We start from the raw sequence: 13,915 nt of genomic DNA, 5'->3' as shown, positions 1-13,915 counted from the left end.
TAATGACCTCTTAAACGAGAGAGCCTGCCCTGCAGGCTGGCTACTCGCTAAAAACAGTCACTGACTGTTTTCTTAACGCTCGTTCCTCTTATGGATGCTTCCAGTCCTATTCGATGACTAGTATACTTATACGTTACATTTGGTTAATATCTAAGAAAACGCAGTGCTTGAGACGATCCCGTATTTGGATAAAAAGTTTTTTTCTGATAAATACTTTAGATAACAATAATTGTATTCCGCTTATTAAAAAAAATAAGGGCCAATTTAGAGGAATCGACCCTTATTTTTTTTGCGGCTCAGAATGTATTATCCTAGACGATGGTCGTCACAGGGATTTAGAATGTTATTTGATCATTCCTGGATACATGGTGCTATTTGGGAATTCGATGGACAGGTCGAGAAGGTGCTTGACCAATGGTGCAACATCAACCAAGTCCATTTCTTGAATTTCAACATTGTTTTTTATGCCTGCTCCCCAGGCAATGAATCCCGTTTCTATTTCTTTAAAATCAGGGAAGTAGCCATGGGTTCCACCGTTTGAAGCCTTAATTATATTGCCTTTGGTAGAGCTGGAAAATGATATGCCTTGAATTGGTGCTAATGCCAACGCTGCATTAGGGTCCGCTCCTATTTGCTTCAATTCTTTTTTATCTACTACCCGAAACAATTTTTTCATAGATGCGGGTAATTCATCCAATATATTACGCACCTTTTCCAGGGTTTCTAAGTCATTTTTGTCTTTTAGGTGTAAAAAAGCAGAAGCTCCGGCAGTGTGGAATGTTGCTTTCCAGTTTCCTCGGTCTTTGTTGTTTTCCATGAGACCGGCTTCAACTAGCCATAAGTTGGGAGATATGGCACTGTGGGTATTGACAAAACCATGGTCTCCGGTAATGATGAAAGTGGTTTTATCCATAATCCCTGCTCGATCAGCAGCTTCCATGATTTTTCCAATGGCCCTATCGATGGCCCCTATCGATTTGAAAACCATGGGCCCCTCTCTTCCTTCACTATGTTGAAAATGATCAGCGGCAATAAGGTGTACAGTTATGAGGTTGGGCTTATAAGTTTCCAATACGTAGCCAGCCATATCGCCGGTTCGGTCTTCCCGGTTTAAATAATCACCGTTGAATGTTTTTTCATTGAGTTTGCCAAGAACGTTAAGCTCCATTTCGGCCATAAGCCCTCTGGGTGTTTCCATCTCACGCATTGGTTCGATCCTTCCATACCCCTCTAGGCTCCAATATTCCGGAATATTGTAATCTATAGGAGCATTGACGGAAACCGGCCAAAGGAAACTGGCACTTTTTAAGCCTTTTTTTCTTACTGCTTCCCAAAGAGTAGGTGCTTTGATAAGTCCATAATCCCAAAACCATTTTCCTGTTTGCCCATCTGGTTCAAATGGCGCATTATAGTAGATTCCGTGTTGGTCCGGGGTAGTACCAGTGATGATACTGGTGTGTGATGGATAGGTAACAGAAGGGAAAACCCCTGTAACACCAAGTGCTCTGACGCCTTCTTGCCCCATGGTTTTGAGGTTTGGGGCAGGCCATTGGTCCTCCATATAGAACTCAGGCCGAAAACCATCTATCGATATTAGAATAACGTGCTCGGAAGGGCTTTGTCCAAAGGATAGAAGGGGCATCAATCCAAGCAATGCAATAATGAATGAAAGCTTTTTCCATTCTTTAATAGTTGATATCTTCATCATGTTTTTTGTGATAAACTTGGCGCTACGAATACTGTAGCGCCAGGTGAATAGTTTTAAAAGAATATTTTACCGGAAACCTGCATTTGAAAAGGAGTTCCTCCAGGATTGGCTACTCCGACATTGGGATTGACTTCGTAGATATAGGCCTGGTTCACCGGATCAAAATTAGTGATGGTCAGTAAATTCTGGTTTCTCAGGTTTTTGCTGGTTCCCCAGCTTTTATTGAGTAAGTTGGCAACGTTAAATATGTCCAAACCCAATTCAATTCCAGATTTTTTAGCATTATTAAAGTATATTTTTTTAGCTGCTCGTAGGTCCCAGTTGCCATAGTAGCCATTTTCACCGCCATTTCTTACCGCTACTTTGCCCAAGCTCTGACGAATATAGTCTTTGGCTAAATTATCGGGGTTGTTAAGCACATTATTCATGCCTTGTACCATGTCTTCTGATAGGCCTGGTGTGGAAGGATCAAATACATAGGCAAGGTCATTGGAGTTGACAAAGTCTCCGTTAACATTTCCATTGACACGAAGGGAATAGCGAGTTCCCCCGATTCCTGAATACCTTACTCCGATAGTCAAGCCTTTGAAAGTGGGAAGGGTACCGTAAATGACAACTTTGTTTCTATATTGACCATTGGAATAAGTCATTTGGGATAAGTCTCTGGGATCATCCACTACCATTTGGAAAAGCGTTGCGCTGTTCGCCACATTACCATTGTACGAGGTGTTGTCTTTACTGTCATTCCAGGTGTAACTTGCAGTAATTTGGCCGTCTTTATAGTAACGAAAGGTACCGTCGATGACCATGGTGTAGGTGTTGTTCTTCCCTTTACTGTTCAATTCCAAAACTCTCCCAATTTCATCAGTTTTTCTTCCTTGTGTCCAGTCTGCATTACCATTGGAAGTATTGATAGACTCGGCAGGCACAAAAACGCCTCGATCATTTTCTTCTGATAAGGTGAAAAAGGGTTGATCCACCATATTTCTATCTACATACATATAATTGTTTCTGGCAAGGGAGGCGATAAAATTTATGCCCAGTCTTAAGCGATTGTTAAATACCCTGTTGTACATGATATTACCTTTATAGACCGTTGGGATCTTCAAATCTTCACTGTTCATGTTAATGGTCGTGACAGGGGTAATACCAGGTTGATTGAGCAGCTCTTCCCCAGGGGCTGTGCTTGGGTCGTTTCTATAACTTTCAAAGTTGGGAGAAGGAACCAAGTCGCCGGTAATGTCCACTGCAAATATCTTGGTCCCATCGAATTGAAGGTTATTGACATCAGAATAATTGTTCAGGGCTGATCCAAAAATACCTCCACCGACTCTCAGGATATCTTGTTGTTTTTCATTAATGTCCCAGGTAAACTGCATTCTGGGTTGTAATTGGAACCCACCGGTTTTCAGGTCTGTTCTTAATCCAAGCTCATCGAACACAGTTTGGTTAAAAGAAGGGCTGTTTTTATAGGTGGTCAAGTCTCCCCTAAGTCCCAAAACCAAGTTCATTCCTTTTCCTAGATCGGTATCTGCCTGTGCATAAATGCCGCCGCCAAATATACTTTGTTCTACTGTTGGGTCTTCAGTAGCTACCTCTCGAGCATATCGATATGGAGTTTGGTTATCAAAGTTGTCCAATCCTGTAAAATAGAATCTGCCGTTAAATTCGCTGGTAGCCAGAGAAGTGAGGTTGTTTAACAATAGATCCATACCGAAGGTATAATTGGTTTTCCCTTGGGTATAATAGAGGTTGTTGACCAGTTGGTAAACATTAGATTCAAAACGTTCAGGTAAGTAGCGCTGCCCGCCCAATTGAATGGTCGTATTTACATTGTTGCCATCAACTTGTGATTCGACCCTTTGGACGATGGCCCTGGGGATGTTAGTGCTTGGTAATTGGGCATTAGGTCTTCCATCATCTAAGGTATATAGGTATTGGAGTTTGAGCTCATTGGTCAATTTACTGTTAATCTCTGATCTCAAAGAAGCCATTAAACTGTTTGCAGTAGAAAGGTGATCGCCGTAGACTTCGTATAAGTTGATTGAGCTATTATCAGAAACACCCTGGCTGTTAAGGTCACGGGAATAGTTGTTTCTGATGGTTAACAGGTTGGATTTATTGATCTGATAATCAATTCGTGCAAAAGCAGTGTGGGAATATCTTTTTTTGCTGAAACTACCCGTTTGTGGTGAATCGGCCAATCCGTACTTGTCCCTACCTATCTGAAGATAGCGATCCAGTGATTCTTGGGAAAGATTATACCTGTTTTCATCTTCAGCGCTTCTTAAATCTGCAATATATAAAGGACGGGCGTCACGTTGTCCATCATAGGCAACAAAATAGTGCAGCTTGTCTTTGATAATAGGACCTCCCAGGGTAAAGCCATACTGTTGGATGGAGAATTCATCCTCTCTCTTATTTCCTCGAGTGTCATAGTTGCTGGAAAGCCAGTCGGCCCTGTTAAATAGAAATGCTGATCCGTGGATTTGATTGGTGCCAGTTTTAGTCACTGCGCTGATAATACCGCCTCCGCTTCTGCCATTGGTGACATCGTAATCATTGGTAACCACCTCGAATTCTCTAATGGCTTCCATGGAAATAGAGAAAGGACCTCTGTTGGTCGCGCCACTTGATAGAGGACTTTTATTGGTCATGCCATCAATCGTGTAGTTGGTAGAGGAGTAAAGTTGACCCAATAGATTACTGCCATTGGATACTGGTGAAATATCGACTAGGGAATTAAAGTTACGTCCATTGACAGGAAGTGTGGCCATATCCTTTGCCGTCACGGCAGTGGAGCTTCCAAATCGGTCAATACTATTGCTTAGGGAGTTGGCTACAACGGTTACTTCCTTCAAGCTTTGAGCCGACTGGTTCAATTGGATGTCCAATTTTATATGTTCTCCTTGGTTGAGTGCATAGCCAGTGAATGTTTTACTGCCATAGCCTATATAGGAGCAAGTGACGGAGTAATCGGTTCCCAAGGGAAGTTGGTTTACTTTGTAGGATCCGTTAAGATTGGTAATAGCAGAAGCAGTGAATCCTGTTTGTTCATTTTTGATTAAAATAGCCGCACCGATTAATGGTTCACTATTGGTATCGGTCACATTACCAGAAATGGAAGCATTGGTGGCTTGGGAATAAGCTGCTGGTCGAAATGCCAAAAGTAGGAAGACCAGAATGATTCCCTTGGTGAAATTGATAAAGATTGTTGAATTCATAATAATTTAGAGTGATAGGTTAATATTCTCCAAAACTAGAAGTCAACAATCCTCTGGAATGTTAAAAATTAACATGAGGATTAGTGGTAACAAAATGTTAACAAATGAAAGGATTTCGCAAGGATTATTGTATTAACACAGCCAAAATTCACGCATTAAGCCTTTATATTTGGTTAGGCGGGAAAATCACTGGAAAGTAAGGGAGCTTAGCTTTGTTTAAAAAGGCTTTTCGAGGTGTTTGCCACCGTCTGTCTGCTAACGCCCATCATATCTCCCAAATCCTTTTGTGTTAATAAATCCAATAAAGAATAGGTGTTCGCATGGATGTCATTAACTTGAATATCAAAAAAAGAGCTTAGGAAGTTAAATTTTTCCAAAGCTTTTTTTTCATTGAGCTTTTTCAGTTTTTTTTCAGCACTGCACCATCTCTTGACCAAATAAGAGATGAACCATTCCGAAACCTTAGGACTTTGGATGACCATTTGTTTGAAAAAATCACGATGATATACGCGGACCTTGGTGTCAATCAAGGCTTTGGAATGTTCAAAAAATTGGTTGTTTAAATATTTGAGATCCCCAAAAAAATCATTTTTGAATACCACGTCAAAAGTAAATTCCTCGCCGTCTTCAGTATAACTTCCCAGTTTCACGGCCCCTTCTACTATTTCATACATATATGGATGTTCAGAAGAAGGATCATATATGTACTCGTTTTTACAAATTATTAATTCTTTGACCTTGCCTCTGGCTTGGTCTGCATGGTGACTATTGATATATTCAAAGAATTTAAAATCTAAATAGGATTCGTTGTTAGGGCGTATAGGTATGACCATATAATACTGTTGTTTTCATTTTAAAGGTAATTCTTTAAAATGATGGAATGATTAACTTAAAATCAACTGTTTCTTAAGTTATTCAAGGAGTCATTTTTCTTTAATCCTCTTATAATCATGTATGATTAAGTACTTAATGGTAAGGTATTAGTCATTTCCAATGTAGCCATGTATCCCCGACTAGGCGAAGTATGCCACTTCGCCTAAATATTCTGAGAATTTGTAATTCCTGTTTCCTGATTTTATAACTGTCTATAGATTGTTAAAATATATAATATTTCCAAGAATTAATTTACCTATAGGTAACGTATCCCCAAGACATCCCCTAGGTAAATGGTAGAAAGATGTAAGGGGAAAGGGGGGCTAGGGGGTGCGGGAAGTTTAATTGGTTAATTGTTGAAGTGGGGAATTGTTGAATTGTCGAATCGGGGGATTGGGGAAGTGAGAATAGGCAGGGGAGTACGGTATGGGGGGAAAGCGTGTTGTCTATTGAAGGTGAGATTGCTTCTCTGTCCTGTCTGCTGCCAGGCAGGCTCCTATTATATTAAGTTCCAAGTCACCGCTTTGCTAAAGACTTGGAACAACGGATTCGCAATGAGTTGTGGGTGGATTCCCCCTTCAGGGAGGCAGGGGTGCTTCTTAATAAACTGGAAATTTCAAAAGCCCAAATCGCAAATGTCTTGGGGATTTCTCCGGCATCTCTTCGGGTGACCTGGTATAGCATCCGAAAAAAAAGCTGGGTTTGCCCAAAGATTTTTCAGCTTCCCAATTTTTAGAAAAGTTTGTTTCTGAGTTCTGAAGGCCTGTTTTTTCGTTTGTAACGCTTTTGTAACGCCCCAGAATGTCATTTTTTGGAAGCTTGGAACTATGTTTAACCCGGATTATGCATTAGTAATCGTAGTGAGGGATGAAAATGCAAGAAAATCAGGCTGTTTGGAGACTGAGGCATAGCACCGCTATGGTGAAGTCGAAAACAGCAGCAAAGCGTCTGATTTTAAAGCATTTTCAGTCCGTAATAGATAAGCTAATGAATATTTCGGGTTTAACCCTTTAGTTACACTTGTTCTCAAATGTCAAAACGCAAATCAATCTTTTGGTGGGTAATTTTACTGTTGGTGGTAGTTGGATTTTTGGTCTACTGTTTTTTTGAGAAAAAGGAAAGAGAGATAGAAGAAAACATTCAACAATTAGAAAAAACTGATGGATTCAATTCCGAATAAGCTCTCCAATTTTTTGTTGAAAAATGGAGTTATTCCACGCTGGGTTCAGCTTTCAAAAAGCTATTTCATGCGGTTTCCATGGTGTTGCAGTAAAACTACTAATAGCGCTGATATAGGCTTCTAAAATATATGACTGCGTCCAAAAAAAATGATGTCTTATTGATTTTAATAATATGAAGAAACTATTAATTCTGATTTTTATCATTACCACAATAGGTAAGCTTAGCGCGCAAGAATGTGCCGAGCTATCCTATGAGTGGTTAAACCCTAGTCCCACTACCACAAATTATAATTACCTATCAGCGAGGTTAACAGGTATTCCTGATGCCGAAAACTCGACAAACCCTACCGATACAAAAACAATATTTGAAGGCTTTACCAGCCCAACTCCTGGCACAACACCAGTGGGAGGAGTTACTATTGGTTTAGGGTTTCTATCAGACGGAAACGATAATACGCGTTTCGATGTAATGGTCTATAATGATAATTCTGGAAGGCCTGGAACTCAGATTGGAGGGGTTACAGGCTTATCGCCTACTGGACTGGGGGTTCCGAGTAACTCATTTAAAGAAGTTTTTATCGAATTGCCTTCTCTGCCTGTTCCCACTACCAGTAGGTTCTATGTGGGAGTAGTAATGCATCCTGGAGATGCAAGTGACCAATTAATAGTTCAGGCTAATGCCAATGGACAGGGGAATGGCGATAATTCTAATAGTATTTCAACAACCAGGTATGGAATTGAGCGAATATTGGCTGTTTACAGTAGAGATATTGACCTAAAAATACTGCCGAAACTTGGAGTAATAGAAGATGCTTCTTTCAGTTATAGTAGCAGTAGCTATTGTTCAGATCTTGCAGATCCTTTAGCCACAATTACAGGAGATGGAGGTGGAACTTTTTCGAGCTCTCCTGGAGGTCTTGTTATGAATAGTTCGTCTGGTAGAATAGACCTTTCAATCAGTACTCCCGGTACTTATATAATTACTTATACCACATCTGGTAGTTGTCCGGTTTCAGAAACACAAACTGTAACTGTTGTAAACGATGATCCTGTCATTACTTGCCCTGGTAATCAAAATATTAGTCTCAACTCTGACTGTCAATTTGTTTTGCCAGATTATACGGGTTTGGCAAGCGCTACTGATAACTGTAGTACGCCTACTATTTCTCAGTCACCAGCACCGGGTACAGTACTTTCAGCTAGAACCACGATTACCTTAACAGCCGATGATGGCAATGGGAATACCGATCAGTGTACATTTGATGTGATACCTGCAGATGACACAGCGCCTACCATTACTTGTCCTGTAAACCAGATAGTTAATATAGACGGTGCTACTTCCACTACCGTACCGGATTATACTGCTTTGGCAACTGTTAGTGACAACTGTGATGCCAATCCAACTGTTACACAATCACCAGCAGCAGGAACTACGGTTGGTTTTGGTACGACCACTATCACACTCACGGCAGAAGATGCTTCTTCTAATGATGCGGTGTGTACGTTTGATATGTTGGTGCAAGATATTACGGCACCAAGTGTAACAATTTCTAGCGCTGCCTCAGATCCTACTAACGGAGCATTTACAACCACATTTACTTTTAGTGAAGATGTAACCGGATTTGCGATAGGAGATATTACGGTAGGCAATGGAACAGCCTCAAACTTCAGTACCACAAGTGCTTCTGTTTACACCGTAGACATTACACCAACGACAGATGGAACAGTAACCGTTGATGTGGCTGCCAATGTAGCCGAAGATGCCGCTACCAATGGCAATACAGCAGCTACGCAATTCAGCCTGGAGGCTGACCTAACTGCGCCAACAGTTAATATTACCAGCACTGTAGCAGATCCAACTAACGGGAGATTTAATATTACTTTTACTTTTAGTGAAGAATTATTTGGTTTCACCTCAGGAGATATAGTAGTTGGAAACGGAACGAAAGGGTATTTCAGTAGAGCTGGTACGAGTGCTTACGTTTTGTATATAACACCCATTACGGATGGAACTGTTACTGTGAATGTTCCTGCCAATATAGCTCAAGATGAGGCAGGTAATGGAAATACTGCGGCCGCTCAATTTAGTGTAGAAGCCGACTTGACCGCGCCAACGGTTGATATTACGAGTACTGAAAGTGATCCTACTAACGGAGCATTTATAGCCACATTTACCTTTAGTGAAGATGTGACCGGATTTACTGTAGGAGATATTACGGTAGGCAATGGAACGGCATCTAACTTCAGTGCCATAAGTGCCTCTGTTTACACTGCAGACATTACACCAACAACCGATGGAACGTTAACCATTGATGTAGCTGCCAATGTAACTCAAGATGCAGCAACTAATGGCAATACTGCAGCGACACAATTTAGTGTAGAAGCTGATTTAACCGCTACCTTGGATATCACAGTAGATGCAGGACAGACAAAGGTCTATGGAGATACAGATCCGGTATTGACCTATCAAGTGTCAGGATTGAAAAATGGAGATACAGAAGGAGCTGTCATTACCGGTTCTCTAAGCAGGTCAGCAGGAGAGGATGTAGGCACCTATGCCATCAACCTGGGTACGCTCAGTGCAGTAGGCAACTATGTCATCAACTTCATTCCTGCAGATTTTGAGATCACATCTGCTACCTTGGATATCACTGCTGATGCTGGCCAAAGCAAGATTTATGGGGATACAGACCCGGTATTGACCTATCAAGTGTCAGGATTGAAAAATGGAGATACAGAAGGAGCTGTCACTATCGGTTCTCTAAGCAGGTCAGCAGGAGAGGATGTAGGCACCTATGCCATCAACCTGGGTACGCTCAGTGCAGTAGGCAACTATGTCATCAACTTCATTCCTGCAGATTTTGAGATCACATCTGCTACCTTGGATATCACTGCTGATGCTGGCCAAAGCAAGATTTACGGGGATACAGATCCGGTATTGACCTATCAAGTGTCAGGATTGAAAAATGGGGATACAGAAGGAGGAGTTGTTTCTGGTTCCCTAACGAGGATTGCAGGAGAAGATGTAGGCATGTATGCGATCCAGCAAGGAACTATCGACGCAGGAGCTAACTATGCCATCAACTTCATTAGCTCTGATTTCGCGATTACACCATCTATTTTGACAGTTACTGCCGATGCAGGACAAAACAAAGTGTATGGAGATACTGATCCGGTATTTACTTATCAAGTTTCTGGTTATCAAAACGGAGATGATGCAAGTGTTCTCACAGGAGCTCTAGCAAGAACAGCAGGAGAGGATGTTGGAACCTATCCAGTCAACTTGGGAACCCTGGACGCAGGTCCTAACTATCTGATCAATTATACAGGAGCAGACTATACGATCGGTGAGAAAATCCTGATGGTGACTGCTGATGTAGGCCAGACGAAGATTTACGGATATGCAGATCCGATACTGGATTATCAGGTGACAGGCTTTGAAAACGGAGATAATTCCGATATCCTGACAGGAACGCTTGAAAGAACACTAGGAGAAGATGCAGGTACCTATGTAATTAACCTTGGCACACTTGATGCAGGACCTAATTATACGATCAACTTTACAAGTGCGGATTTTGAAATTACCCCAGCAGCCTTGACGGTAACGGCCGATGACCAGGGTAAGGTTTACGGAGAAACCGATCCAGCCTTGACAGTGAGTTATTCAGGTTTTGTAAACGGAGATGATGAGACTGCCCTGGGCGGCACCTTGGCTATCAGCCGTGCAGCCGGAGAAGAGGTAGGCACTTATGTGATTACGGCTTCCGGTTATACCTCTGGTAACTATATCATCAGCTATATGGACGGCAGCTTTGAAATAACCGAAGCAGCTCTGACCGTAACAGCTGATGACCAAAGCAAGGTTTACGGTGAAACTGATCCTGTCTTGACCGTTTCCTATGCAGGCTTTGTGAACGGCGATGATGAAACTGCTTTGGGCGGCAGCTTGGATGTTAGCAGAACAGCCGGAGAGGATGTAGGCACCTATGCAATTACGGCTTCGGGTTACACTTCATCGAACTATACGATCAGCTATGTGGACGGGAGCTTTGAGATCACCAAGGCAGCCCTGACAGTTACTGCTGATAATCAGTCCAAGGTTTACGGAGAAACCGATCCAGCCTTGACAGTGAGTTATTCAGGTTTTGTAAACGGAGATGATGAGACTGCCCTGGGTGGCACATTGGATGTAAGTCGTGCAGCTGGAGAGGATGTGGGTACTTATGCGATCACTGCCTCCGGTTATACTTCAGGCAACTATACGATCAGCTATATAGATGGCAGCTTTGAGATCACGCAGGCAGCCTTAGCAGTCACTGCTGATGACCAAAGCAAGGTTTATGGAACAGTTGATCCAGCCTTGACCGTTTCCTATGCAGGCTTTGTGAACGGCGATGATGAAACTGCTTTGGGTGGCACATTGGGTGTGAGTCGTGTTTCCGGAGAGGATGTGGGCACTTATGCGATCACTGCCTCCGGTTATACTTCATCGAACTATACGATCAGCTATATGGATGGCAGCTTTGAGATCACGCAGGCAGCCTTGACGATAACTGCTGATGACCAAAGCAAGGTTTATGGAACAGCAGATCCAGGCTTAACGGTAAGTTATTCCGGCTTTGTAAACGGAGATGATGCAACTGCTTTGGGGGGAACGCTTGATGTCAGTAGAGCAGCCGGAGAGGATGTGGGTAACTATGCGATAACGGTATCCGGTTATACTTCAAGCAACTATACGATCAGCTATGTGGATGGCAACTTTGACATTACCCAAGCAGCCCTGACAGTAACGGCAGATGACCAAAGCAAGGTTTATGGAATAGCTGATCCAGCCTTGACCGTTTCCTATTCCGGCTTTGTGAACGGTGATGATGAAACTGCCTTGGGCGGTACCTTGGATGTGAGCCGTGCAACTGGTGAGGATGTAGGCACTTATGCCATTACCGCATCAGGTTATACTTCATCGAACTATACCATTAGCTATACGGACGGCAGCTTTGAGATTACCCAGGCGGCCTTAACAGTAACGGCTGATGACCAAAGCAAGGTTTATGGAACAGCAAATCCAGGCTTAACGGTAAGTTATTCCGGCTTTGTGAACGGCGATGATGCAACTGCTTTGGGCGGAACGCTTGATGTGAGCCGTGCAACAGGAGAGGATGTAGGCAACTATGTGATCACAGCTTCTGGTTATACTTCCTCGAACTATACCATCAGCTATGTGGGTGGGAACTTTGCGATCACGCAGGCAGCCCTGACAGTAACGGCCGATGACCAAAGCAAGGTTTATGGAACAGCAGATCCAGGCTTAACGGTAAGTTATTCCGGCTTTGTGAACGGTGATGATGAAACTGCCTTGGGCGGAACACTGGCTATTGGCAGGGCAGCCGGAGAGGATGTAGGCAACTATGCGATCACTTCTTCGGGATATACTTCCGGTAACTATACCATCAGCTATGTTGACGGCAGCTTTGAAATCACCAAGGCAGCCCTGACAGTTACCGCTGATGACCAGTCCAAGGTTTACGGAGATACTGACCCAAGTTTAACGGTTTCTTATATAGGCTTTGTTAATGGCGATGATGAGACTGCCCTGGGCGGCACTCTGGATGTTAGCAGAACAGCAGGAGAGGATGTAGGGGACTATACAATCACTGCCTCAGGCTATACCTCTGGAAACTATACGATCAGCTATGTGGACGGCAGCTTTGAAATTACCCAAGCAGCCTTGACGATAACTGCTGATGATAAATCCAAAGTTTACGGAGCTACTGACCCAAGTATAACCGTTAGCTATTCAGGTTTTATGAACGGTGATGATGAAACTGCTTTGGGCGGAACGCTTGATGTGAGCCGTGCAGCCGGAGAAGAGGTAGGCACTTATGCGATTACCGTTTCAGGTTATACTTCAGGCAACTATACGATCAGCTATGTGGATGGCAGCTTTGAGATCACGCAGGCAGCCTTGACAGTCACTGCTGATGATAAATCCAAAGTCTACGGAGATACTGAGCCAAGTTTAACAGTGAGTTATTCAGGTTTTGTGAATGGTGATGATGAAACTGCCTTGGGCGGCACACTGGATGTAAGCCGAACAGCAGGAGAGGATGTAGGGAACTATACAATCACTGCCTCAGGCTATACCTCTGGCAACTATACGATCAGCTATGTTGACGGCAACTTTGCAATTACCCCAGCAGCCTTGACCGTTACCGCTGATGACCAGTCCAAAGTTTACGGTGATGCTGAGCCAAGTTTAACAGTGAGTTATTCAGGTTTTGTGAACGGCGATGATGAGACTGTCCTGGGCGGCACTCTGGATGTAAGTCGTGCAGCCGGAGAGGATGTAGGCACTTATCCGATTACGGCTTCCGGTTATACCTCTGGAAACTATACGATCAGCTATATAGACGGCAGCTTTGAAATTACCCAAGCAGCCCTGACAGTAACGGCAGATGACCAGTCCAAAGTTTACGGTGATACTGACCCAGCCTTGACAGTTTCTTATGCAGGTTTTGTGAACGGCGATGATGAGACTGCCCTGGGCGGCACTCTGGATGTTAGCAGAACAGCAGGAGAGGATGTGGGCACTTATGCGATCACGGCATCCGGTTATACTTCAGGCAACTATAGCATCAGCTATGTAGATGGCAGCTTTGCGATCACGCAGGCAGCCCTGACAGTAACGGCCGATGACCAAAGCAAGGTTTATGGAACAGCTGATCCAGCCTTGACCGTTTCCTATGCAGGTTTTGTAAATGGTGATACAGAGACAACCCTTGGAGGTACCTTGGATATCAGCCGTGCAGCCGGAGAAGATGTAGGCAATTATGCGATTACGGCTTCTGGTTATACTTCAAGTAACTATACGATCAGCTATGTGGATGGGAACCTTGAAATAAGCCAGGCCGACCTATCGGTCGTTGCCG

4 protein-coding genes are annotated in these 13,915 nt (G+C 43.2%); 1 reads left to right on the top strand and 3 read right to left on the bottom strand.

The annotated features are described in order from the left end of the window. Window positions 1-343 precede the first annotated feature (343 nt). From H7U17_RS20475 to H7U17_RS20465, 3 genes are all read right to left on the bottom strand, one after another. A complete protein-coding gene (locus H7U17_RS20475) occupies window positions 344-1,708 on the bottom strand; it encodes an alkaline phosphatase family protein (RefSeq protein ID WP_230981522.1) in 1,365 nt (454 codons plus the stop codon). Window positions 1,709-1,761: 53 nt separating this feature from the next. Further along, window positions 1,762-4,932 carry a TonB-dependent receptor gene (locus H7U17_RS20470; protein WP_186758761.1) on the bottom strand — a complete coding sequence of 1,057 codons (3,171 nt, stop codon included), beginning with the start codon at window positions 4,930-4,932 and terminating at the stop codon, window positions 1,762-1,764. A 206-nt stretch (window positions 4,933-5,138) separates the two neighbouring features. Further along, window positions 5,139-5,765: a Crp/Fnr family transcriptional regulator gene (locus H7U17_RS20465; protein ID WP_186758760.1), complete on the bottom strand. Its 627-nt coding sequence runs from the start codon at window positions 5,763-5,765 to the stop codon at window positions 5,139-5,141. Window positions 5,766-7,158: 1,393 nt separating this feature from the next. Here H7U17_RS20465 and H7U17_RS20460 point away from each other — a divergent pair. After that, window positions 7,159-13,915, top strand: a 6,757-nt coding sequence (locus H7U17_RS20460; protein WP_186758759.1) for an MBG domain-containing protein, incomplete at its 3' end; no start/stop codon positions are given.

This window comes from Echinicola salinicaeni, from assembly GCF_014280965.1.
Classification (GTDB): domain Bacteria; phylum Bacteroidota; class Bacteroidia; order Cytophagales; family Cyclobacteriaceae; genus Echinicola; species Echinicola salinicaeni.
The sequence above is the reverse complement of the archived record's forward strand: the minus strand, read 5'-3'. Positions and strand labels throughout refer to the sequence as shown.

What these genes read in the sequence shown, in the direction of transcription:
- H7U17_RS20475 (WP_230981522.1), bottom strand. Translation starts at nt 1,708, where the DNA reads ATGATGAAGATATCAACTATTAAAGAATGGAAAAAGCTTTCATTCATT.
- H7U17_RS20470 (WP_186758761.1), bottom strand. Translation starts at nt 4,932, where the DNA reads ATGAATTCAACAATCTTTATCAATTTCACCAAGGGAATCATTCTGGTC.
- H7U17_RS20465 (WP_186758760.1), bottom strand. Translation starts at nt 5,765, where the DNA reads ATGGTCATACCTATACGCCCTAACAACGAATCCTATTTAGATTTTAAA.